The organism is Nocardia sp. NPDC003963, from assembly GCF_053605105.1.
This window is the reverse complement of record NZ_JBSGIP010000005.1, coordinates 159,476-182,743: the sequence shown is the minus strand read 5'-3', so window position 1 is coordinate 182,743 and position 23,268 is coordinate 159,476. Positions and strand designations below refer to the sequence as shown.

23 protein-coding genes are annotated in these 23,268 nt (G+C 67.2%); 8 read left to right on the top strand and 15 right to left on the bottom strand.

The window, feature by feature from the left end:
- The first annotated feature begins 125 nt into the window (after positions 1–125).
- Positions 126–338, top strand: a complete 213-nt coding sequence (locus tag ACWEWT_RS14435) for a hypothetical protein (protein WP_452559065.1) — start codon at positions 126–128, stop codon at positions 336–338.
- A 59-nt stretch (positions 339–397) separates the two neighbouring features.
- Here the strand turns inward: ACWEWT_RS14435 and ACWEWT_RS14430 are convergent, their stop codons facing one another.
- The gene (locus ACWEWT_RS14430; protein WP_452559063.1) at positions 398–1,099 is read right to left on the bottom strand and encodes a TetR/AcrR family transcriptional regulator; all 702 of its coding nucleotides are present in this window, start codon (positions 1,097–1,099) and stop codon (positions 398–400) included.
- 88 nt (positions 1,100–1,187) lie between these two features.
- Between ACWEWT_RS14430 and ACWEWT_RS14425 the strand changes: the two genes are divergently transcribed.
- Positions 1,188–1,865, top strand: coding sequence for an NAD(P)-dependent oxidoreductase (locus tag ACWEWT_RS14425; protein ID WP_452559062.1), 678 nt, complete (start codon positions 1,188–1,190; stop codon positions 1,863–1,865).
- 67 nt (positions 1,866–1,932) lie between these two features.
- Here ACWEWT_RS14425 and rpsA read toward each other — a convergent pair whose 3' ends face one another.
- Positions 1,933–3,402: a 30S ribosomal protein S1 gene (gene rpsA, locus ACWEWT_RS14420; RefSeq protein ID WP_452559061.1), complete on the bottom strand. Its 1,470-nt coding sequence runs from the start codon at positions 3,400–3,402 to the stop codon at positions 1,933–1,935.
- A gap of 167 nt (positions 3,403–3,569) precedes the next feature.
- Between rpsA and ACWEWT_RS14415 the strand changes: the two genes are divergently transcribed.
- The 3 genes from ACWEWT_RS14415 to ACWEWT_RS14405 all read left to right on the top strand — a co-directional run bounded on the left by ACWEWT_RS14415 (position 3,570) and on the right by ACWEWT_RS14405 (position 5,898).
- Entirely contained in the window at positions 3,570–4,439 is an 870-nt protein-coding gene (locus ACWEWT_RS14415) for a class I SAM-dependent methyltransferase (RefSeq protein WP_452559059.1), read from the top strand.
- 140 nt (positions 4,440–4,579) lie between these two features.
- Positions 4,580–4,936, top strand: coding sequence for a hypothetical protein (locus ACWEWT_RS14410; protein WP_452559057.1), 357 nt, complete (start codon positions 4,580–4,582; stop codon positions 4,934–4,936).
- Positions 4,933–5,898, top strand: a complete 966-nt coding sequence (locus ACWEWT_RS14405) for a hypothetical protein (RefSeq protein WP_452559056.1) — start codon at positions 4,933–4,935, stop codon at positions 5,896–5,898. Before ACWEWT_RS14410 ends, ACWEWT_RS14405 begins: the two co-directional genes overlap by 4 nt.
- A gap of 46 nt (positions 5,899–5,944) precedes the next feature.
- Here the strand turns inward: ACWEWT_RS14405 and ACWEWT_RS14400 are convergent, their stop codons facing one another.
- Positions 5,945–6,127: a hypothetical protein gene (locus tag ACWEWT_RS14400; protein WP_452559054.1), complete on the bottom strand. Its 183-nt coding sequence runs from the start codon at positions 6,125–6,127 to the stop codon at positions 5,945–5,947.
- A complete protein-coding gene (locus ACWEWT_RS14395; protein WP_452559052.1) occupies positions 6,127–7,011 on the bottom strand; it encodes an SPFH domain-containing protein in 885 nt (294 codons plus the stop codon). Before ACWEWT_RS14395 ends, ACWEWT_RS14400 begins: the two co-directional genes overlap by 1 nt.
- 128 nt (positions 7,012–7,139) lie before the next feature.
- Here ACWEWT_RS14395 and ACWEWT_RS14390 point away from each other — a divergent pair, with 128 nt between their 5' ends.
- Positions 7,140–8,222, top strand: coding sequence for an isocitrate/isopropylmalate dehydrogenase family protein (locus ACWEWT_RS14390; RefSeq protein WP_452559051.1), 1,083 nt, complete (start codon positions 7,140–7,142; stop codon positions 8,220–8,222).
- Between the two features lie 108 nt (positions 8,223–8,330).
- Here ACWEWT_RS14390 and ACWEWT_RS14385 read toward each other — a convergent pair whose 3' ends face one another.
- Genes ACWEWT_RS14385 through ACWEWT_RS14375 form a run of 3 tightly spaced genes read right to left on the bottom strand, consistent with a single transcriptional unit; the run spans position 8,331 to position 10,932 of the window.
- Positions 8,331–9,107: an amino acid ABC transporter ATP-binding protein gene (locus tag ACWEWT_RS14385; protein ID WP_452559049.1), complete on the bottom strand. Its 777-nt coding sequence runs from the start codon at positions 9,105–9,107 to the stop codon at positions 8,331–8,333.
- Positions 9,104–10,030 carry an amino acid ABC transporter permease gene (locus ACWEWT_RS14380; protein ID WP_452559048.1) on the bottom strand — a complete coding sequence of 309 codons (927 nt, stop codon included), beginning with the start codon at positions 10,028–10,030 and terminating at the stop codon, positions 9,104–9,106. Before ACWEWT_RS14380 ends, ACWEWT_RS14385 begins: the two co-directional genes overlap by 4 nt.
- Positions 10,027–10,932, bottom strand: a complete 906-nt coding sequence (locus ACWEWT_RS14375; RefSeq protein WP_452559046.1) for an ABC transporter substrate-binding protein — start codon at positions 10,930–10,932, stop codon at positions 10,027–10,029. The genes ACWEWT_RS14380 and ACWEWT_RS14375 overlap by 4 nt, the downstream gene beginning before the upstream one ends.
- A 181-nt stretch (positions 10,933–11,113) precedes the next feature.
- Here ACWEWT_RS14375 and ACWEWT_RS14370 point away from each other — a divergent pair, with 181 nt between their 5' ends.
- Both ACWEWT_RS14370 and trxA read left to right on the top strand, forming a co-directional pair.
- Positions 11,114–11,647, top strand: coding sequence for a 2'-5' RNA ligase family protein (locus tag ACWEWT_RS14370; protein ID WP_452559044.1), 534 nt, complete (start codon positions 11,114–11,116; stop codon positions 11,645–11,647).
- 123 nt (positions 11,648–11,770) lie between these two features.
- Positions 11,771–12,154 carry a thioredoxin gene (gene trxA / locus ACWEWT_RS14365; RefSeq protein WP_452559043.1) on the top strand — a complete coding sequence of 128 codons (384 nt, stop codon included), beginning with the start codon at positions 11,771–11,773 and terminating at the stop codon, positions 12,152–12,154.
- Between the two features lie 100 nt (positions 12,155–12,254).
- Here the strand turns inward: trxA and ACWEWT_RS14360 are convergent, their stop codons facing one another.
- The 8 genes from ACWEWT_RS14360 to ACWEWT_RS14325 all read right to left on the bottom strand — a co-directional run bounded on the left by ACWEWT_RS14360 (position 12,255) and on the right by ACWEWT_RS14325 (position 23,128).
- Entirely contained in the window at positions 12,255–12,695 is a 441-nt protein-coding gene (locus tag ACWEWT_RS14360; protein ID WP_452559041.1) for an alpha-isopropylmalate synthase regulatory domain-containing protein, read from the bottom strand.
- Between the two features lie 512 nt (positions 12,696–13,207).
- Entirely contained in the window at positions 13,208–13,945 is a 738-nt protein-coding gene (locus ACWEWT_RS14355) for an MspA family porin (protein ID WP_452559040.1), read from the bottom strand.
- A gap of 615 nt (positions 13,946–14,560) precedes the next feature.
- On the bottom strand, positions 14,561–17,308 hold the full coding sequence (polA, locus tag ACWEWT_RS14350) for a DNA polymerase I (RefSeq protein ID WP_452559038.1): 2,748 nt from the start codon (positions 17,306–17,308) through the stop codon (positions 14,561–14,563).
- A gap of 242 nt (positions 17,309–17,550) precedes the next feature.
- Positions 17,551–18,312 carry an ABC transporter ATP-binding protein gene (locus ACWEWT_RS14345; protein ID WP_452559036.1) on the bottom strand — a complete coding sequence of 254 codons (762 nt, stop codon included), beginning with the start codon at positions 18,310–18,312 and terminating at the stop codon, positions 17,551–17,553.
- Entirely contained in the window at positions 18,309–19,355 is a 1,047-nt protein-coding gene (locus ACWEWT_RS14340) for an ABC transporter ATP-binding protein (protein ID WP_452559034.1), read from the bottom strand. Before ACWEWT_RS14340 ends, ACWEWT_RS14345 begins: the two co-directional genes overlap by 4 nt.
- Entirely contained in the window at positions 19,352–20,752 is a 1,401-nt protein-coding gene (locus ACWEWT_RS14335) for a branched-chain amino acid ABC transporter permease (protein ID WP_452559033.1), read from the bottom strand. The genes ACWEWT_RS14340 and ACWEWT_RS14335 overlap by 4 nt, the downstream gene beginning before the upstream one ends.
- A complete protein-coding gene (locus ACWEWT_RS14330) occupies positions 20,749–21,786 on the bottom strand; it encodes a branched-chain amino acid ABC transporter permease (protein ID WP_452559032.1) in 1,038 nt (345 codons plus the stop codon). The genes ACWEWT_RS14335 and ACWEWT_RS14330 overlap by 4 nt, the downstream gene beginning before the upstream one ends.
- Before the next feature lie 94 nt (positions 21,787–21,880).
- Positions 21,881–23,128 carry a branched-chain amino acid ABC transporter substrate-binding protein gene (locus ACWEWT_RS14325; protein WP_452559030.1) on the bottom strand — a complete coding sequence of 416 codons (1,248 nt, stop codon included), beginning with the start codon at positions 23,126–23,128 and terminating at the stop codon, positions 21,881–21,883.
- Positions 23,129–23,268: the final 140 nt, after the last annotated feature.

The following is a 23,268-nucleotide window of genomic DNA, read 5'->3' as shown; positions in this document are numbered from 1 at the left end:
CCTCGACACGCCCAGCCACGGCGGAACGCCATAAATGTCCTTATTACGTCAGGTATTGGGCTAGTGTTCGGCCTGAGTGCAGGCCCCGCTTCACCGCTTCTGTCACGGATAGCAAAGGAACGAGCATGCGCATCAGGCACTACCGCACAGGCCGGCACCGGCTGGGGGCGCCGGGCCGGGTGCACTGTCTCGCCATCCCGGCCGTCGCGGCCTATCTGTCGAAGAACCGCCGCCCCTGGTTCCGTGTCTTCACCCTCGCGTCACGTCACAGTCTCCCCGCTCATCGCCCGCGTCCGTCGATCGTCTGGCCGCGCTGGGTCCCGGTCCCGGCAGGTTAGTTCTCGACGGACAACGGTGGCCCGGTCCTCGGACCGGGCCACTGTTGTGTTCGCGCACCCTAGAGTCCCAGTTCGGCGACCAGCGCGTCCATCTCGGCACGGAACAGTTTCGCCGGTCCCGCGGTGCGGGGGCCCAGATGACCGTAGACCTCCAGGGCGACCAGACCGTGCATCCGGCCCCACATCCGCAGCGCGAGGGCGAGACCGGCCGGCGGCAGTCCGGGGAAGTCCGAGCGGATGTGCCCGGCGAGCTCCGGCGCGAAATCCGTCCAAGCGAAATCGTCGTCGTCGGCCCGGCCCGGCCGGCGTGGCCATACCGCCGCGACCAGCCCGACCAATGCGGTACAGGCCCGCAGTTCGGCTTCCGCGGCGGGCCCGCCGGGCGGTGGCCGATAGCCGGGAACCGGATCACCGTAGACGAGCCGGAATTCCGCCGGTCTCTCCGTCGCCCAGTCGCGCACGCCTTCACCCCAGGCGACGATCCGGGCACCGGGGTCGTCCGGGGGGATCGTGTCCCGGGCGGCCTCCAAGCGATCGACCAGAGCCGTGTACACATCGGCGATCAGGGTCGAGATCAGGTCGTCGCGGGTCGCGAAATAGCCGTATACGGCACCCGCGGTCATTCCCATCTCACGGGCGATCGCGCGTAACGCGATCGCGTCGGGCCCGCTCTCGGCGAGCAGGCGCAACGCGATCGTCTTGATCTCCTGGACCGTTTCCGCACGTAGGCGTTCCCGGCGGCTCATCACTACCTCGGCCACGGTTGACACCTTACCGAGCACCGTTAGGATCCCATGTGCAGTTTCTGAACGCCGTGTAGTAAATGCACGGCATGTAGCAGGAGTGATCATGCATATCGGAGTTTTCGGCGCTACCGGCGTCATCGGTTCACGCGTCGTCGAGGAGGCCGGGCGCCGCGGCCATCCCGTTCGGGCCTTCACCACCGATGCCTCCCGCGTTCCCCGGGACCCGGGCGACGTCGACTGGCGGATTGCCGACTGGCGCGACCCGGACAGTATCGCGGGCGCCCTCATCGGCCTGGATATCGTGGTCAGTGCCGTCAACGCGGGGCACGGAATCGAGGAAACGATCACTCGGGCAGCCGATTTCGTCACGGGCGCACACGCGATGGTGACGGCGCTGGCCCGGCATCCGGCGACCCGGGTACTGGTGGTGGGCGGTGCGGGCAGCCTCGAGGTGGCTCCCGGACGGCAACTCGTGGACGAGCCGGGATTCGCCGAACAGCTCCCCGCGAATCTCGGCGTGCCTCGCGAGTACCACCGTGTGGTCGCCGCGCTCCGGGACGCGCTGAACGTCTACCGCGTATCGAATCGCCTCTGGACCTATGTGAGCCCCTCGTCGGGCCGGATCGAACCGGGCGAGCGCACCGGCCGATTCCGGATCGGCGGCGATCAACTGCTCGATACCGGGGGCCGCGATATCTCCGCCGAGGATCTCGCGGTGGCGCTGCTCGACGAAGCGGAGCTGCCGCGGTTCGTCCAACGCAGATTCACCGTCGGGTACTGATACGAAAAGACCCCGGTCCGCTCGGGACCGGGGTCTTTTCTTCAGCTATCGGCTACCGATATCCGCCTCAGGCGTTACCGGACAGCTTCTCCCGCAGGGCCGCGAGCTGGGCATCGCTGGCCAGCGACCCGCCACCGGACTCCGGCTGGCTGGAGGTGGACTGCGCGCCGCCGCTCTCGGAGGAGTAGTTCGACGAACCGCCACCGTTGACGGCCTCGGCCGCGGCGTCGGCCGCCATCTTCTCCATCTGCGCGGTGTGCATCTTGTGCCGGCGCTCCGCCTCGGCGTAGCGGCCTTCCCACTCTTCGCGCTGCTTGTCGAAGCCCTCGAGCCATTCGTTGGTCTCGGGATCGAAGCCCTCGGGGAAGATGTAGTTGCCCTGCTCGTCGTAGCTGTCGGCCATACCGTACTTCGACGGATCGAACTCGGAGCTGTAGTCCTCGTTGGCCTGCTTGAGGCTCAGCGAGATCCGGCGACGCTCCAGGTCGATATCGATGACCTTGACCATCGCGTCGTCGCCCACGACCACGACCTGGTCCGGGACCTCGACGTGGCGCTCGGCGAGCTCGGAGATGTGCACCAGGCCCTCGATGCCCTCTTCGACGCGGACGAACGCGCCGAACGGCACCAGCTTGGTGACCTTGCCCGGCACGATCTGGCCGATGGCGTGGGTGCGGGCGAACTGCCGCCAGGGATCTTCCTGGGTGGCCTTCAGCGACAGCGAGACGCGCTCGCGGTCCAGGTCGACGTCGAGAACCTCGACGGTGACCTCGTTGCCGACCTCGACCACCTCGGACGGGTGATCGATGTGCTTCCAGGACAGCTCGGACACGTGCACCAGGCCGTCGACTCCGCCCAGATCGACGAAGGCGCCGAAGTTGACGATCGAGGAGACCACACCCTTGCGGACCTGGCCCTTCTGCAGCTGGTGCAGGAATTCGCTGCGCACCTCGGACTGGGTCTGCTCCAGCCAGGCGCGGCGCGACAGAACCACGTTGTTGCGGTTCTTGTCGAGCTCGATGATCTTGGCCTCGATCTCCTTGCCGACGTACGGCTGCAGATCACGGACCCGGCGCATCTCGACCAGCGAGGCGGGCAGGAAGCCGCGCAGACCGATATCGAGGATCAGACCGCCCTTGACGACCTCGATCACGGTGCCGCGAACGGCCTCGTCCTTCTCCTTGAGCTCCTCGATCGTGCCCCAGGCGCGCTCGTACTGCGCCCGTTTCTTGGACAGGATCAGGCGACCCTCTTTGTCCTCCTTGGTGAGGACAAGAGCCTCCACCTCATCGCCCACGGAAACGACCTCGTTCGGGTCGACATCGTGTTTGATGGAGAGCTCGCGAGACGGGATGACGCCTTCGGTCTTGTAACCGATGTCGAGCAGGACCTCGTCGCGGTCGACTTTGACGATGGTTCCTTCGACGATATCGCCGTCGTTGAAGTACTTGATCGTGGCGTCGATGGCGGCGAGGAAGTCCTCGGCAGAGCCGATGTCGTTGACGGCTACCTGCGGCGAGGTGACGGTGGTGGGCATGTGGCGGTTTGCTCCGGACGGATTGTGATCGGTTGCGGACATTGAGACTTTCGGTACGCTGCGATACACCCAGCTGCTCCGGGTGTGATCACTTGCGCGTTCAGCGTACGCGACCCGGAACCGGGCGGGCAAACGACCCCCCGCAGCGGATCTATAGGCTTCCCGTCGTGTCCGACGACCTCGTTCAAGATCGCCACGCTCAGGCCACCGAACTGCTGGGGACCGCGGGCGCGGCGCGCCTGCGGGTCGGCTCGGCCGACAGCGAACGCGCGAACCGGCGCTGGTGGGATGCCGACGCCGACCAGTACCACGATACGCACGGACAATTCCTGGGGGTCGACAGCGACGGCGGCGAGTTCGTCTGGTGCCCGGAAGGCCTGCACGAAGGCGATATGCGGTTCCTCGGCGAGATCACCGGCAAAAGGATTCTCGAGGTCGGCTGCGGTTCGGCCCCGTGTGCGCGCTGGCTGGCCGGCCAGGGCGCCCACCCGGTGGGCCTGGACATCTCGATGGGGATGCTGTCCCGCGGGCTCGCCGCCATGGACCGGGGTGGCCCTCGGGTGCCACTGGTCCAGGCCGGGGCCGAAACGCTGCCGTTCGCCGACGAATCGTTCGACCTCGCCTGTTCGGCCTTCGGGGCGGTCCCGTTCGTCGCCGACTCCGCGCTGGTGATGCGCGAGGTCGCCCGGGTGCTGCGGCCGGGCGGACGCTGGGTGTTCGCGGTGAATCATCCGATGCGCTGGATATTCCGCGACGATCCCGGGCCGGAAGGTCTCGAAGCGGTGATCCCCTATTTCGATCGCACTCCGTACACCGAGATCGACAGCGAGGGCCGGTGCACCTATGCGGAGCACCACCGGACGATCGGTGACCGGGTCCGGGAAATCGTGGCCGCCGGGTTGGTGCTGGACGACATCGTCGAACCGGACTGGCCGGAATGGCTCGACCGCGAATGGGGTCAGTGGAGCCCACTGCGCGGGCAGCTGTTTCCGGGAACGGCCATATTCGTCACGCACAAACCGGGCAATCGGCCCTGACCGGAATTCCCGCCTCACGAACCGGACGGGGCACGTAAGGCACTCCTACGAGGCCGTTCACCCTTATATTCCGGATACCGTCCCGGATATGTTCCGGATACCGTCCGGCTTCCCGCGACGGTGGCAGCGGAGGTGGTGATATGACGAACGGGGATCCGACTGTCGTAGCGGTCTACGAATTGGTCGGTGGCACTGCCCAGCGGGTGGCCGAATTCCGCGTAGCCGAATCGGGGAAGGTGGAACTCACACTGGCGGAGCCGGGCGGCTGCCCACTGGCGCAGGAATGGTTCGAGGACGGCATCCGAGTGCCGGGGCGATCCGAACCGGTCCGCGCCGCGGACGGCCCCGATTTCCTGCGTGCCGCACTACGTCCCCGACAGATGAGCTTCTGCCGCGTGGTGGATGAGAGCCGGGGCGCCGCCACTGCACCGGAAGGGAGCATCCCGGCCTCGCCCGGCAGTTCAGGGCGCCCCCGCCCGCGGGACCGGCCCGAGTGAGCGGGCTGGGGAGCTGGACCGGGGTAAAGAACGATCTGACCCTGCGACTGCGGACCGCGACCGAGGAGGTCGCGCAACAGCGTGCCCGTACGAATCGTGGCGCCGCGTCCAGGCTGCGGGAAGCCGCCCGGCAGCACGACGACAACGATCGGACCCTGGTGCTGGGGTTCACTGATCCGGCCCCACCGGGCGCACGCGGAGCCGTTTCGCCGAGCGGACGCTTCTCCGCCTATTCTCCGAGCGCTACGGAAGCCCATGTAGCGACCCGGGACCTCACCATCGACTGGGAGATGTCCTCGGCGCTGCCGGGCAGCGCGAACGGTGTCTACGTCGCCCGGGACGCCACCGGGATCCTGTACGTGTACAAGCCTGCCCGGCACGAGATCTTCGACGGCCGGGACTGGATCCCACCGGTGCCCGGGCAATTGGCGCTCCGGGAGGTGGGTGGCTACCGGGTTTCCGAACTGATGGGTTCGCGGCTGGTGCCGCCCACGGCACTGGTCGACGGCCCCATGGGGCCAGGATCGGCGAAACTCTACATTCCGATGAAAGCCAGCAAGAACTGGAAGCTGTACCGGCCGGAACAGCAGCCGGAAGGCGCCATGGTGCATTTCCTCGTCGGTAACGGAGACGGGCATTCGGGGAACTGTCGCCCGAAACTCCAGGGTGACAATCACGCACAGCACCCGGCCGACGATCTGGTCCTCTACGACCTCGCGTACACCTTCCCCGAGTCGCCGGACTTCCGCCGGGGGCCCGAAGGATTCTCGTTCAGATCGGATTTCCACCGCAATTTTGCGGGCAAGGAATTTCCCCACGAGCTGCTGCAACGAGTCGGCGCGATCACACCGGACCGGATGGGAAGTGCGCTCGAGGACCTGCGTTTCAGCGACAGCGCCATCGACGGGGCGCTGTGGCGGCTCTCCTACGTCCATCGCACCGGCACGATCTTCTTCGCGTGAGCACCGACTCGTTCGACTGCTCGGCACCCGGACAGACTCTCCGGGCTCAGGAACCCGGCCCGGGTTCGTCGCGGGCCGGGCGCGGTGGGCGCCCCGCCTGCTCCAGCGCCCGCCGAATGGCGAACTCGATCTGCGCGTTCACGCTGCGCAGATCGTCGGCCGCCCATTTCGCGACCGCGTCGTAGACCGCCGGGTCGAGTCGGAGCAGAACCTTTTTGCGTTCGGCCATCAGTTGTACAGCGATCCCGCATTGACCACCGGCTGCGTCGGCCGGTCACCGCACAGCACAACCAGCAGGTTCGAGACCATGGTGGCCTTGCGTTCCTCGTCGAGTTCCACCATGCCCTCGGCGGTGAGCCGGTTGAGCGCCAGCCCGACCATGCCCACCGCACCCTCGACGATCTGCGTCCGGGCGGCCACCACCTGCGCGGCCTGCTGACGGACCAGCATCGCCTGCGCGATCTCGGGCGCGTACGCGAGATGGGTGATCCGGGCCTCGATCACCTCGATACCCGCGGTATCGGTGCGGTCGCGCAGTTCCACGGTGAGCTCCTCGGCGACCTCGGCGCCGTCACGCAGGCTGGTGCGGCCGGCATCGTGCGCATCGTAGGGGTGGGTGGTGGCCAGGTGCCGGACCGCGGCCTCGGACTGGGTTTCGACGTACTCCTCGTAGTCGTCGACAGCGAAGGCGGCCTTGAAACTGTCGACCACCTTGTAGACGACCACCGCCGCGATCTCCACGGGATTACCGTCCGCGTCGTTGACCTTCAGTTTCTGGGTCTCGAAGTTCCGGACCCGCAGCGAAATACTGCGCCGGTCGGTCAGCGGCAGCACCGAGAAGAATCCGGGTTCGCCGACCGAGCCGATATAGCGGCCGAAGAACTGAACGACCTTGGCCTCGTTCGGGTTCACCACGGTCAGGCCGGTGATGCCGAGCAACAGGACGGTCCCCACCACGCACGCGACGATCGCCCCGACCAGCGCCACGGCGTTCTGATGCTGGGCGAATGCCGCGAACCCCGCGACCGCCACCGCCGCCAGAGCGATCGTGAGCACCAGCCAGATCAGTAGTACGACGAACCCGTTGACCCGTGCGGCGTTCCGGAATGTCATGACATCCTCCCTCTATCAAAGTGATATCACCAAGATAGCATCTTGCCAACGAAGGCCGATAGTCGACGATCGACGTGGCGGCCCGGGCCCTCGGCCGGGCTCCGCCCGCGCCCTGCGACCATGTGCTAATGGAGCAGGCACAGGGTGAGCGGCTGAAACTGGGGCTGATCGAGGGCGACGGGATCGGACCGGAGGTGGTGGGTTCGGCCCGGCGGGTGGTGGACGAGGCCCTGGCCGCGGCCGGAGCCTCGGCGATCGACTGGGTCCCGCTGCCGATGGGCCACCGCGCGATCGACGAATTCGGCACCGCGCTACCGGAATCCACCCTCGCCGGCCTGTTCGACACCGACGGATGGCTGCTGGGCCCGCACGACAACGCCTCCTATCCACCGGAGCACCGCAGCGCGCCCGGCGGCGCGATCCGTCGCCATTTCGGCCTGTACGCCAATATCCGGCCGGTCCGGGCGTTCCCCGGAATCGCGGCGGCCGCGGCGGATATCGATCTGGTGGTGGTCCGCGAGAACAGCGAAGGGTTCTACGCCGACCGGAACATGGCCGTCGGATCCGGCGAGTTCTGCCCCACCCCGGATATCGCGCTGTCGATCGGGCTGGTGACCCGCGCAGCCTCCGAGCGGATCGCGCACGAGGCGTTCCGGCTGGCCGCCGGCCGGCGGGGGCGGGTGACCATCGTGCACAAGGCCAACGTGCTGCCGCTGACGATGGGACTGTTCCGCGACAGCTGCTATGCCGTGGCCGCGCAATACCCCGGCGTGACCGTCGACGACGAACACGTCGACGCGGCCGCCGCCCATCTGGTCCGCGCACCCGGTGATTTCGATGTGCTGGTCACCGAGAATCTGTTCGGCGATATCCTCTCCGACCTCGCCGCCCAGCTCGGCGGGTCATTGGGTACCGCCGCGTCCCTGAACTGTTCGGCCGACCGGGCCATGGCGCAGGCGGTGCACGGCGCAGCGCCCGATCTGGCGGGTCACAACCGGGCGAACCCGGTCGCCCTGCACCGGTCCGCGGCCATGCTGTTGCGCTGGCTGGCCGCCCGGCACGATCGGGCCGCGCTGAGCCGGGCGGCCGAGCGGATCGAACGCGCGGTCGCGGCGACCTTCGCCGCGGGAATCGCGACGGCCGATCTCGGTGGCCAGGCATCGACGAGCGAATTCACCGAGCAGGTCACCGCACGTATCCACCGCCGGTGACACAGTCCCGGCGCACCGGCCCGACCCGGCGCCGCGCGCACCCGCGGCCGGAATACGAACGGCCGCTGCGCGTCTCCGATTTCCGTCGGCACCGCGCGTGAGCGGCGACTACAGCAATCGTGACAGAAATGCCCTGGTGCGCTCGTGTTCCGGCCGGGTCAGCAGATCGCCGGGTGTCCCGGCCTCGACCACCACTCCCCCGTCCATGAACACCAGCTGGTCGGCCACCTCACGGGCGAAACCCATCTCGTGGGTGACCACGATCATCGTCATCCCGGACGCGGCGAGCTCACGCATCACGGTGAGCACCTCACCGACCAGTTCCGGATCCAGCGCGGAGGTCGGCTCGTCGAACAGCATCAACTTCGGGTCCATCGCCAGCGCCCGGGCGATCGCCACCCGCTGCTGCTGGCCGCCGGACAGCTGTGCCGGATACGCATTGGCCTTGTCCGCCAGCCCGACCCGGTCGAGAAGTTCTCTCGCCCGCGCCACCGCGTCGGCCTTACGCACCTTCTTCACCTGGGTCGGCGCTTCGATGATGTTGGCGAGTGCCGTGCGATGCGGGAAGAGGTTGAAATGCTGGAACACCATACCTATCTCGCGGCGCTGCCGAGCGGCGTCGCGCGGGGGCATTTCATAGAGTTTGCCGCCCTTCTCGCGGTAGCCGACGAGTTCGCCGTCCACGTACAGGCGGCCCGCGTCGACCTGTTCGAGGTGGTTGATACACCGTAGGAAGGTGGACTTCCCCGAACCCGAGGGCCCGATGAGACACAGCACCTGCCCGTGCCGCACCTCCAGCGAGATTCCGTTGAGCACCCGCAACGCCCCGAAACTCTTGCAGACCCGTTCGGCACGGATCATGGGTTCCGAACCCGTGGTCGTCATTTCGCCTGTACCTCTCCGCGCGCGTCGGCAAGCTCCTGGAGTTGTTTCGCGGTCAGCTGCCGGGAGATACCGCGCGAATAGAATTTCTCCAGGTAGTACTGGCCGACCATCAGCACACTGGTGATCGCCAGATACCAGGTCGCGGTGACCAGCAACAGCGGGATCGGCAAGAAGTTCACCCCGTAGATATCGCGGGCACGACCGAACAGATCCGTACTCAGCGGGATGGCGGTGACCAACGCGGTGGTCTTGAGCATGCTGATGAGTTCGTTACCGGTCGGTGGGATGATCACCCGCATGGCCTGTGGCAGAACTGTGCGGCGCATGGTCTGTGACCAGGACATTCCCAAGGCGATCGAGGCTTCGCGCTGGCCTTCGCCGACCGAGTTGATACCGGCCCGTGCGATCTCGGCCATATACGCGGCCTCGTTGAGCCCGAGCCCGATCACGGCGAACGCGAATCCGGCCTGCAGGCTCTGCACATCGACCTCGAGCAGGCGCGGACCGAACGGCACACCGAACGCGACGTTCTGGTACAGCGACGGGACCAGCCCCCAGAACACCAGCTGCACATACACCGGCGTACCGCGGAAAACCCACAGGTAGGCCCAGGCGGAAGCGCGCAGCACCGGATTCGGCGACAGGCGCATGACCGCGAGCAGTGTCCCCAGGACGACCGCGATGAGCATCGCGAGCACCGTCAGTTCGAGGGTGACCACCGCGCCTGCCGCGATCCGGGTGTCGCGCAGGTACTTCCAGTACACGTCCCAGCGGTAGGCGGGATTGGTGGCCGCGCCGTAGACGAAGAGCCCGGCGAGCGCCAGGATCACCACGGCCGATATCCAGCGGCCGGGCCGGCGCAGCGGTACCGCGGCGATGGGTTCGGGTTCGGTACCGGCGGCCGGATTCGGATCGGCGGTCATCGTGCGGACTCCCTCGCGCCGTTGATCAAGGAGGTACGCAGCGCGCCCTCCTGGACACCCCAGTTCTCGGTGATCTGCCGGTACTGCCCGTTGTCCATCAGGTACTGCACCGCGTCGCGCAACACCGGAGCCAGCGGCGACCCTTTCGCCACGGCCCAGCCGTAGGGCGCGGAATCGAAGACCGGGCCCGCCGGTTCGATCTTGCCGTCGGTCTGTCTTATCGCATACGCGGTGACCGGGGAATCCGCCGACATGGCGTCGACCTGGCCGAGAACCAGCGCGTTGGTCACCGCGCTCTGTTCGTCGAAGGCATCGATGATGATCGGATCCTGCCCCGCCGCGATACACGCCTCGCTCTTGGCCGGGACCTCGTCGATATGCTCGACAGTCGTGGCCTGGACGGCGACTCGCTTCCCGCAGGCGTTCCCGGGATCGACGGGATGACCGGTCCGCTGCGCCCATTGCACTCCGGCGCTGAAGTAGGTGACGAAATCGACCTGTTCCTCCCGTTCCAGCGAATCGGTGATCGAGGACATGCCGATGTTGTAGGTACCGGCCTGGACGGCGGGAATGATCTTCTCGAAGGCCGATTCGGCATAGCGGGCCCGGATACCGAGGACCGCGGTGACCGCGTCCATCAGGTCGATATCGAAGCCGACGATCGCACCGTGCCGGTCGCGGTACTCGTTCGGCTGGTACGGCACATTCACCCCCACCACCACCTCACCGGCCGCCGCGATATCGGGCGGCACCCGGGCGGCCAGCTCGGGCACGGTCCGCACCGGCACTTTCGGCGGCACCGGGCCGGTGTCCTCGATATTGGTCACACATCCGGCCACCAGCAGCACTCCGGCCAGGCCGCACAGTAGCCGCCGCACCCGGGCACCGGATCGATACACCACACGCCACCACCTGCCGCTCGTGAAGAATCGTCGGCCCTCGACCGATCGTCGACGTTGTCAGGCACAGTAGGCGAGAGTGAGCCGTGGAACACCCCGAGTAACCCGATATTGATCTCCGGGCGCGGCGGCGTAACGGTCGCCTGGAGTGCTCGGGTGTGGGAACCGGCTACCGTCTGCAGTCATGGTGCAGTCGGTGGAACTACTGCTCGACGAAGCAGCAGAGCAACGCATCCGGCGGCAGTGGGAGCTGCTCGCCGAAGCGGGACTGCCCGGACTCGGGCAGGGCAGGCGCGACGGAGATACCGAAAGTCACCGGCCGCATATCACCGTGGCGGTGGCCCGGCAGATCTGGCCGCGTATCGAACAGGATCTCGACCGGTTGCCGTTCCGGCCGTTCCCGGTGCGCCTCGGTGGGGTGTTGGTGTTCGGGGCGCGACGGCCCATTCTGGTGCGGGCAGTGGTCCCCTCGGAACAGTTGCTGGCCTGGCACCGGCGTATCCACCAGGTGGTGGAGCCGTGCCCCGATGTACCGGCGAATGTGCGCCCCAACCATTGGACACCGCATGTCACGCTCGCCCGCCGGATCCTGCCGCAACATATCGGCGCGGCGGTCGCGGCGATCGCGACGGACCGTGACAGCACCGCGACCGTGACGGGGATCAGGCGCTGGGACGGCGACCAGCGCCGGGCGTGGCCGGTCGCCGAACACGGCTGAGCGGAGGCGGACACGCGGCCCGGCACCGCCACGTAGGGTGGGGGCCGGTGGCGTACGACACCGCCGTGGAACACCGCGGCCGGGGCCGGCGTTACAGCCTGAAACCGACCACGAGAGGACGTCATGGCCACCCAGACACTGACGCAGCAGAATTTCGATGATGTAGTCACCGGCAACGACGTGGTACTCGTCGATTTCTGGGCTTCCTGGTGCGGACCGTGCCGCAGTTTCGCGCCGACCTACGAGGCGTCGTCGGACAAACACCCCGATGTCGTGCACGGCAAGGTCGATACCGAGGCCGAACAGGGCCTGGCCGCGGCCGCCAATATCCAGTCCATCCCGACGATCATGGCCTTCCGTGAGGGCGTACTCGTCTTCGCCCAGCCCGGGGCCCTGCCGCCCGCGGCGCTCGAGGATCTGGTGTCCCAGGTGAAGGATCTGGATATGGACGAGGTTCGTAAGCAACTCGCCGAGCAGCAGGCGGCCAATGGCGAAGTAGCCGAATAGAATCGACGAACAACGGCGGGCTCCACACTTTCCGGGGATGGTGTGGAGCCCGCCGTTGTCGTTGTTCCGCGTTGTCGTCGTTCCGCGCGACCACCGGTCGCTAGCGCATCGTCCCGAGCCGGTTCACGCCGGCGATCATGGCCCGCACCGAGGATTCGGCACCGTCGGAGGCGAGGGCCGCGCCCCAGCCGCGCCGGCCGTCGCTTTCGCACTGCACGAACGTCGCCGTACCGGCCGGCGTGCGGCGCTGGTGGAACCGCAGGATCTCGACGGGATAGCCGGCCTCGTAGAGTGCCGAGGTCATGGCGGCGATCGGACTACCCGCCGCCACGACCGATCGGGACCAGCCCGCGAATTCGAGGGTCGCGGTGAAGGCGCCACCGCGCGCGCCGGTGGACGACCAGCCCGCGAGCCGGATCGGGCCGGCGCATTCGCCGTAGCGGTCGTGGAATTGGTTGGCCGTCAGTTCCGCGCATTCGGTGCGCAGGCTGCGCGGGGCGGCCGTGGTCAGGGCGTCGTTTTCCAGAGTCAGTGTGGTCATGAGCACGTAGGTCTTCCCAGAGATGGTCGGCAGGTTGGGGGGACCAGCAAAAGCAGAAAAAGAGGGGGCCCGCAGCGAGGGGGCCGGTCCGAATCAGACCCCGCTACGGCGGGTTACTACTACGGCAAGTAGCCGACGAGCCGACTCCGCGGTACGCGAGAGGAGCACCGCACCGTCGCGATCTGCGATCATCGGCGCGGCACACAGGCCATCGGCAAGAATTTGCACGGGGTCGAGGATAAAGACTTCCCGGGAAGATGGCAACCATATTCGCCTGCCGTTTCCGCTACTGACGAGTACTGTTCTCGCTGGTCATCGGCGCGCAACCCGGAGCCGGGCCCGCACCCGGGGTGACGGAGCAGACTCGGCCGGTTCCATCCGGACACCGCTTTCACCCGGTGCTCCGCGAGCACAGCACCCGTTCGGCCATGAGCACAGGCGGGGTGCGCGGCCCGAGTCGCAAGGCCCGGCGGGCAGGCTCACCAGCCCTGTCGGCGGGCCGCCGGGACCGCTCAGAACCCGAACACGTCCCCGTAGCCGGTCGTCTGCACGCTGCCACCGGTCGAATCGGCGCGGACGGCGACGAACGGCATCGCCGAGGCCGGCGACAGACAACCGTTGACGTTCAGCGGTGTATTGCTGTGGGCGAAGGTGTACGGAAAGGTCGAATTCTCGTCGAGAGCCGCCTCACCGACCACCGCCGCCGTGACGGTCCCCGGGGCCAGATTCACGGCGAGCTCGCCCGCGAGAGCGCTTTCGACCCCGATGGCCGGCTCGACACCCATGTTGACGCCCACACCGATCCCGATCGTCGGCGGCGTATCTATGGCCAGGCCGAGATCGACACCGAGGTCCACGCCGAACGAGGTGCCGAGCCCGGCGCTGGTACCGACGCTCGGCGAAATACCGATCGAGATGCCGTTGGCGATATCGACGGCGCAGCCGATCAGATAACCCACCGCGATCTCACCGCCGCGGATCGGCGCGCTGCCGTCGAGTGACACCGAGAAGTCGCCGGATACCTTGACCGTGTGGACGAACGGCACCCCCAATGCCGTATCCGGGGACGGTACAACGTTATTGGAGTTCGCGGACGCCACCAGGTGCAGCCCGCCGGAATTTATCTCCCCCGGCGCCGCCCACGCCGCTGTATCGACAGCGGAGCCGACACCGGTAACGGTCGTGATCACCGCGGCCAGGGCCGCGACTGTGTACGGAAACTTGCGGTTCATCGTGCTCCAGTCAGTCATGATCGGATCGGAAAATCACACACGAACTCACCCCACACCGTCGGCCGGCGCGCATTCACGAGCCACTGGTCCGGACCGCGAATTCGGCACGCGACAGCCGGAGACGGTTTGTACCGCACCGAAATATTCACCGATACGGTCTACACGTAGTACTCGCGGAGCATCATAAACACGTCCGCAACCACCAAGCGGTGACCACGCGCCGGATATCCAGGGGTATCGGCAGCGATTTCGCCGGACCGAAATCCCGGAACGGACGTCCGAATACGCGAAACGGACAATTCTCCGAGCGAATCACCCGAGCGATACCGTCTTCGAATCGATCAGGGGCCGCCGAGCGATCGCCGGAGCCTGCACCCGCGCAGCCCATCCGTCGTCGGCCCGGTTCCGCTGGGTCGACGTGTCGCCGGCACTGTCCGGGACGCACCGCCGCCGCACGGTATTCCAGCGGGTGGCGATCACCGGTTCCCACTCGCCGGACCGGAGGCGCCGCATACGCTCGGCCCGGTCCGAGCGGCCGACGAGGGCGGCGACGGGGCACCGGCGGATACGACCGGCTCACCGTCGATCATCCACGCCCCGAGAGCGACCCTCCCGGTACCCCGGCAGTGGATCTCAGTGGGCCGCCGCGTCCCAGCTGCGCCCGACGCCGACCGAAACGCTCAGCGGGACCGACAGTTCGATCGCCGAGGCCATCTTCTCCCGGGCCAGCTCCTGTAGCTGTGCCCGCTCGCCCGCGGCGACCTCGAAGACGAGTTCGTCGTGGATCTGCAACAGCATTCGCGAACGCAGCCCCGACTCCGCCAGCGCGGCCTGCACATTGATCATGGCGACCTTGATGATATCGGCGGCGGTGCCCTGGATCGGGGCGTTGAGCGCCATCCGCTCGGCCGCTTCGCGCCGCTGACGGTTGCTGTGGTCGAGATCGGGCAGATAGCGGCGGCGGCCGAAGAGAGTCTGGGTGTAGCCGACCTTGCGGGCCTGCTCCACGACGGCGTGCAGGTAGTCGCGGATACCACCGAATCGGGCGAAGTAGATGTCCATCTGCTCCTTCGCCTCCTGGGTGCTGATCTTCAGCTGCGCGGACAGCCCGTAGGAACTGAGGCCGTAGGCCAGGCCGTAGGACATGGCCTTGATTCGGCGGCGCACTTCCGGGGAAACCTCGGAGATCGGGATGTCGAACGCCTTGGAGGCGACGAAACTGTGCAGATCCTCGCCCGAGTTGAAGGCCTCGATCAGACCTTCGTCGCCGGACAGATGTGCCATGATCCGCATCTCGATCTGGCTGTAGTCGGCGGTCATCAGCGATTCGTAGCCCGGGCCCACCACGAAGGTGTCGCGGATCATCCGGCCGGTATCGGTGCGGATGGGGATGTTCTGCAGATTCGGCTCGGTGGACGACAATCGCCCGGTGGCGGCGATGGTCTGGTTGAAGGTGGTGTGGATCCGGCCGTCGTCGGCCACGGCCTTCAGCAGACCGTCCACGGTGACCTTGAGGCGGGTGGCGTCCCGGTGCGCGAGCAGATGCGCCAGGAAGGGATGCTCGGTCTTCTCGTAGAGGGATTCCAACGCGTCCGCGTCGGTGGTGTAACCGGTCTTGGTGCGCTTGGTCTTGGGCATATCGAGGTCGTCGAACAGCACGACCTGGAGTTGCTTCGGGGACCCGAGATTGATCTGCTTGCCGATCACCTCGTAGGCGGCGTTCGCGGCCTCGGCGACCTTGTCGGCGAACTGCCGCTGCAATTCGCCGAGCTGATCGGTATCGACGGCGATACCGGCGTCCTCGAGGTCGGCGAGCACCCCGAGCAGCGGCAGTTCCATCTCGTCGAGCAGCGGGGTGGACTCGATCTTCGCGAGTTCGGCGTCCAGGGCGTCGGCCAGATCGGCGACCGCGCGGGCCCGCAGCATCTCGTTCTGCGCGAGTTCGGCGTCGACCGCGTCCTCGGCGTCGAGCAGCGACAGCTGCGGAGCCGCCTCGGTTTCGGTACGCAGTTCCCGGTGCAGGTACCGCAGCGACAGATCGTCGAGGTTGAAACTGCGCTGCCCGGGCCGCACCAGATAGGCGGCCAATGCGGTGTCGCTGCTCAGGCCGCCCAGCGTCCAGCCGCGACCGGCCAGCGCGTGCAGGGCGCTCTTGGCCTCGTGCAGGGCCTTACGGTGCGCCGGATCGGTGAGCCAGGCGCCGAGGGCCGATTCGTCCTCGGCGGTGAGCGCGGTGACATCGATATAGGCGGATTCGCCGTCCGCGGCGGCGATGGCGAGCGCGCGCACGTCACCGGCCGCGGGTGTACCGGTACCGGACAGCGAAAGCCCGTGCCGGGCACCGGATTTCGCATGCTCGGCGAGCCAGTCCGCGACACTGCCGGGTTCCAGCGTGCGCCCGCTGATCTCGAAACCCGATTCGGCCTCCGCGGTCGGCGGGGCCAGGGTCTCGAACAACCGGTCGCGCAGTACCCGGAACTCCAGATCGTCGAACAACTGGTGGATCCGTTCCCGGTTCCAGGGCCCCTGGGCCAGCTGATCCGGGGTGTAGGGCAGCTGGACATCGCGGACCATCTCGGTGAGCTGCCGGTTGAGCACCACACTGCTGAGATTGGCGCGCAACGCGTCACCGACCTTGCCGCGGACCTCGTCGACCTTGTCGACCAGGGTGTTCAGATCCCCGTACTCCCGAATCCATTTGGCGGCGGTCTTCTCCCCCACGCCCGGAATTCCGGGGAGGTTGTCGCTGGGGTCGCCGCGCAGCGCGGCGTAATCGGGGTACTGGGTGGGGGTGAGGCCGTACTTCTTCTCGACCTCCTCGGGGGTGAACCGGGTGAGATCGGAGACGCCCTTGCGCGGGTACAGCACCGTTACATCGTCGTTGACCAGCTGGATCGCATCACGGTCGCCGGTGACCACGAGTACCCGGTAGCCCTGCGGTACGGCCTGGGTGGTGATCGTGGCGATGAGATCGTCGGCTTCGTATCCCTCGATCGCCATCACCGGGATACCGAGCGCGCCGAGGACCTCCTTGGTGAGCTCGACCTGCCCGCGGAATTCGTCCGGTGTCTTGGACCGGTTGGCCTTGTACTCCGGGTAGGCGTCGACCCGGAAGGTCTGCCGGGAGACGTCGAAGGCCGCCGCCACATGGGTGGGCTTCTCGTCGCGCAGCAGGTTGATGAGCATGGCGGTGAACCCGTACACCGCGTTGGTGGTCTGGCCGGTGACCGTCTGGAAATTCTCCGCGGGAAGCGCGTAGAAGGCCCGGTAGGCCAGCGAATGCCCGTCCAATAGCAGCAGCGTGGGCCGTTCCTCCGAGGAGCCGACAGCGTCGGGAGCGGCGGAGGCGGAGGTCGGCTGCGCAGTGGTCGGTGTGGTCACACCCCGAGAGTCTAGGGACTCCCACCGACACCCGCGCACGCCCGTCCCGCCGACCTCCACCCATATCTGTCGAGCCTCCGCCACCCGCCACCCGCTGAGCCTCCGTCGGCACCACCGGCTCTCGGTCGGACCTCCACCGCGCCACCCATACCGGTCGGGCCGTCACCGGCGCCACCCGCTACCGGGCCGACGGCGACCCGCCCCCGGCCGAGACCCCGGCACCACCGGAACCGCGGCGTACCTCAGCCGACGCCCAGATAGGCGGCCTGTACCGCGGGATCGTCGAGCAGTTCGCGACCGCGCCCGGTCTTGGTGACCGCCCCGGTCTCCATGATGTAGGCGCGATCGCTGCGGGCCAGGGCCTGCCGGGCGTTCTGCTCCACCAGGAGCACAGTGGTCCCGGTGGCATTGATCTCGGCGATGATCCGGAAGATCTGCTGGATCACCATCGGCGCCAGGCCCATGGACGGCTCGTCGAGCAGTAGCAGCCGCGGGCGGGCCATCAGCGCCCGGCCGATGGCGAGCATCTGCTGTTCACCGCCCGAGAGCGTGCCCCCGACCTGCCTGCGCCGTTCCAGCAACCGCGGGAACAGCTCGAAGACCCGGTCCAGGACGGCCGTGTATTCGGGTTTCTTCGCGAAGGGCCGGGCATAGCACCCCATATCGAGGTTCTCCTGCACGGTCATTCCCGGGAACACCCCGCGACCCTCGGGCGCCTGGATCAGCCCGGCGACCACCCGCTCGTGCGCCTTCACCCGGCTGATGTCATCTCCCTCGAACCGGATCTGCCCGCGGGTCAACGGCAGCAGCCCGGACAGCGCGCGCATGGTGGTGGTCTTACCGGCACCGTTGGCGCCCAGCAGGGTCACCAGTTCTCCCGGCGCCACCCGCAGCGAGATACCGTGCAGCGCCTGGATCCGGCCGTAGTTCACGACCATATCGGTGACCTCGAGCAACGGTTCGGGATCGGTGTCCTTCGCGGACCGCTCCGGTGCTGTACTCATCCCCGCTCCTCCGAGCCTTCGCCGGCGTCGCGCGCCGCGTCCTTCTCCGCGCGTAGCGCCACCGTGGATGCCGAGAGGTCCGCCGAGGTGAGCTCGTCGTCGGGTACGCCCAGGTACGCGGCGATGACAGCGGGATCGGCGCGGATCTGTTCGGGCAGGCCGTCGGCGATCTTGCGGCCGAACTCCAGGACCACGATCCGATCGGTCACCCCCATCACCAGCCGCATATCGTGTTCGATCAGCAGCACGGTGAACCCGTCGTCGCGGATCTTGCGGATCAATTCCATCAGCGCGGATTTCTCGCTCGGATTGAACCCGGCGGCCGGTTCGTCGAGACACAGCAGTTTCGGCTCGGTCGCCAGCGCCCGCGCGATCTCGAGGCGGCGCTGATCTCCATAGGAGAGATTGCGGGCCTTCTCCACCGCGCGGGGCGCGATTCCCACGAACTCCAGCAGCGCCATCCCGCGTTCGATCGCGTCGCGTTCCTCCCGGCGATGCCTGCTCGTCCGCAGGATGGCGCCGGGCACCGAGGTCCGGTGCCGGGCGTCGGTGCCCACGACCACGTTCTCCAGTGCGGTCATCTCGCCGAAGAGCCGGACGTTCTGGAAGGTCCGGGCGATACCCAGCCGGGTGATGGCGTTGCGTTTGCTCTTGGTGAGCGGTTTCCCGTCGAAGTACACCGCGCCCGCCGTGGGCCGGTACACCCCGGTGATCGCGTTGAAACAGGTCGTCTTACCGGCACCGTTGGGCCCGATGAGGCCCAGGATCTCGCCGCGCCGGATCTCGAAACTCACCGCGTCCAGCGCGGTGAGCCCGCCGAATTTCACCGTCAGGTCCTCGGTGCGCAGCAGCGGCGCCCCGACCGCGGTACGGATCTCCCGGTGCGCGGCCACCACCTCGGCGACGGTCGCCGCGTCGGCCAGCGCCGGATCGACCGCCGTCACATCGACCTCACCGACCGATTCCACCGGACGCTCATCGGCGTACCCGGCCGCCAGGTCCTCGTTGTCGAACAGCGCGTCACCCGCGTTCGGCCCGGTCACGACGCCGCCTCCGCGGGCCGGCGCACGGCCCGCACGATCTGCCGGCCGTAGGCGAGCAGTTTCTGCCGGACCGGGAACAGGCCCTGGGGTCGCAGGATCATCATCACCACCAGTGCGATACCGAAATACAGATATTTGAGGTCGCCGAGACTCTGCGCGCCGCCGGAGTAGAACATGAGCACACTGCTCAGCAGCAGCACGGTGTACACGGCGGCCAGCACGGTCACCGCGAGATACACCCAGCGCCACGGCCCGGTCAGGTCCCGGGCGCGCAGCCGCCAGCCCGCCACCAGCGCCGCGACCACGGCGATCGACACCGCCAGCAGCACATAACCGGTCGTTTCGTTCTCGGTGATCTCCACCGACATCAAACGGTTCGGCAGATACACCACCAGGAACGCGCCGACGATCACCCCGAGTTTGTTGCCCTGACCGCCGATCACCACCGCGCACAGGAACAGCATCGAGTTGATGATGTTGAACCCGGTCGGATTGATGAACTGCACCTGGCCGGCGAACAGCGCACCGGACAGCCCGCCGATGCCGGCGCCGATCATGAACGCCCACAGTTTGAACTTGAAGGTGGGCACACCCATGATCTCGGCGGCATCCTCGTCCTCGCGGATGGCCACCCACGCCCGGCCGACCCGGCTGCGCTCCAGGTTGCCGACCAGCAGCAGTACCGCCACCACGGCGAGCATGCCGACCCAGTACCACCAGGTGCCGGAGTTGGCGCGGTCGATCAGATTCGAACTGTCGGGCGCTCCGACGTTGCCCGCCGAGAACACACCGTTGGGCCGGGTCTCGGATTCGCCGATATGCGGATAGGCGATTCCGGAAAGGCCGAGGCTGCCGTTGGTGAGTTCACCCAGGTTGTCGGCGAGCAACCGCACGATCTCACCGAACCCGAGGGTCACGATGGCCAGATAGTCCCCGCGCAGCCGCAAGGTGGGCGAACCGAGGATCAGGCCGGATACCGCGGTCACCAGGATGGCCAGCGGTACACAGGCCAGCCACGCCCAATCGGAGTTCAGCCAGCCACCGTCGGTCTGGTTCCACGGACTGTTCGGGCTGGTCAGCAGGCCCACGGTATAGGCGCCGACGGCGTAGAAGCCGACATAGCCGAGATCCAGCAGTCCCGCCTGCCCCACCACCACGTTCAGCCCGATGGCGATCAGCGCGTACATGGCGAACTGGGCCATCACCCCGCCGAAACTGGTCCCCGGAGTGTCCAGCAGCGGCGGGGGGAACAGCGGCAGCAGCGCCAGCGCCGCGAGTACGGGGATACCCACCGCCCACTGCGCCGGTCGGCTCAACCCGGCCCACCACGTGCGGATCTCGTCGCCCAGACCGTGTCCGGCGGCCTTCTCGTCCTTACCGGTGTGCACCGTGCTCATGTGCGGGCCCTCCCGAGACTCTCACCGAGAATGCCGGTGGGCCGGAAGAACAGCACCAGTACCAGCACCACGAACGCCACCACATCCCGCCATTCGGTACCGAACAGCATCTGGCCGTAGTTCTCCACCAGGCCGAGCAGCAGACCACCGAGCAGGGCGCCGCGCAGATTCCCGATACCGCCGAGCACCGCGGCGCTGAACGCCTTGATACCGAGTACGAACCCGCCGGAGAAGATGATGCCGTTGGGGATCTTCATGACATACAACATCGCGGCGGCTCCGGCCAGCAGTCCGCCGATCAGGAACGTCAGCATGATGACCCGTTCCCGCGAAACTCCCATCAACGTGGCGGTATCGGGGTCCTGGGCCACCGCGCGGATACCGCGTCCGAACCGGGTCCGGTTGATGGCGACTTCGGCCAGCACCGCCAGCGTCACAGCGGATACCACGATCACCAGCGTCACATTGGTGACATCGGCGCCGCCGATGGTGAACTGCACAGTCGGCTCGACCAGCATGATCGGCTGCTGCGCATTGGTACCGCCCAGATCCGGCCAGAGTTTCGGCAGTACGAAATGCACGAACTCCTGGAGTACGAACGACATTCCGATCGCGGTGATCAGGAAGGTCAGTGGTCTGGCGCCGCGACGGCGCAGCGGCCGGTAGGCCGCGCGCTCCAGACCCACGGCGGCCGCGCCCGAGACCGCCATTCCGAAGAGCATGGCCAGACCCATATAGGTCACCGTCAGGATCACGCCCTGGCTGTAGACATTGCCGCTGGGCGCGAACCCCAGCAGCATCAGGCCCACGTACTGCCCGAACATCCCGAGCATGAACACTTCGGAATGCGCGAAGTTGATCAGCCGGAGCACCCCGTAGACCAGGGTGTATCCCACCGCCACCAGCGCATATATCGCACCGTAGGACAAACCGTCGACCGTGAGCCGCCAGAACTGATCGATAACGCCCTGGTAGTTGAAGTCGATCGATCCCTGCGCGAGAACGGCCGCGGCGGCCGGCAAGGATGCTGTCATTGGAAATCCGCCCTCATCATCATCGGACCCTCACCCGAGCAGCGCGCGGTACGCGCTCCCGGCGATCGCCGGTGCGCGTACCACCCGCCGTCCGTTATCCGACCTTGTAGACCCAGATCAGCGCGGAGGACAGTTCACCGTCGGCATCCCACTGGTAGTGCCGGGCCAGGCCGTCGCCGCTGTAGCCGCGCACGAATTCCAGCAGTTCGGGGCGGGTGATCTTGCCGGCGTCGATACCGGCCGCGAGGATCGTGGTCAGGTCGTAGCCCTCCACCGAGTACACGCCCGGCGCCTGACCGTTCAGTTCCTCATAGGCCTGGGAGAATTCGTCCGGTCCGGGACCGCACGGGCACGACAGCAGCGAGCCTTCCGACGAACCGCCCGCCTGGGAGACGAACTGCGGATCGTTGGTGCCGTCGGCGGAGACGAAGGTGGCGTCCACCCCGCCGATGCGCAACTGATGCACCAGCGGCGCCGCCTCGGCGTAGTAGCCGGAGTAGAAGATCGCGTCCGGCTGCGCGCCGGAGATCTTGGTGACGGTGGCGGAGAAGTCCTTGTCGCCCTTCTTGATACTGGCCGCGCAGGCCGGGTCGGCGGCCGCGCCGAGCCCGGCGGCGACGCTCTGGGCCAGGCCGACACCGTAATCGGTGTTGTCCTGCACCACGCACACTTTCTTGTAGCCGGCCGTATCGACCAGGTACTTGGCCACCGCCGGGCCCTGCACATCGTCATTGGCCAGGCCGCGGAAGAAGGTCTTCCAGCCGTTCTTGGTCAGCGTGGCGTTGGTGGCCGAGGAGGAGACCGCCACCAGTCCGGCGTCACTGAGGATCTGCCCCGTGGCCTTGGTCTCGCCGGAGAACGCGGGACCGACCACGCCGAGCACCGACGGATCGTTCACGATCTGCGGGATCACCTGGCTGGCCTTCTGCGGATCGCCCTCGGTGTCGAATTCCTTCAAGTCGATCCGACAGCCGGGATTGGCCTTGTTGTGCTGATCCAGCGCCAGCTTCACACCGTTGACGATGTTCTTGCCCAACGCCGCGTCGGGGCCGGTCAGCGCGCCGGCCATCGCGATGGCGGTTTTCTCCGGACAGGTGGCCGCACCGTTACCGGCCGGATCGGCCGCGGCGGCGATATCGGCCGCCGGTACTTCCTTACCTGCCGCATCGATCTGCACAAGCGGCTGGATGGACAGTCCCCCCGCTCCCGATGTATCCGTCTCACCGGCGGTTTTATCACCACAACCGGTCAGGACCAGCGCCGCGGCAGCGCTGATACCCAGAATTGCCCGTACCGTGCGTCCGCGCCGGGAGACCCCCGGCAGCCAAGTAGAACCAAGCACGATCTACCCCTATGTTCCTCATCACCTCGGCCGGCCGAGGGAGCCGAAAAGTCCGACTCGTGAGAAACATAGCTCCGGCATGTTGATCCCGTGTCACATTCGGATCATCTCCGATGATGTCGCCACACATTATTTTCCGG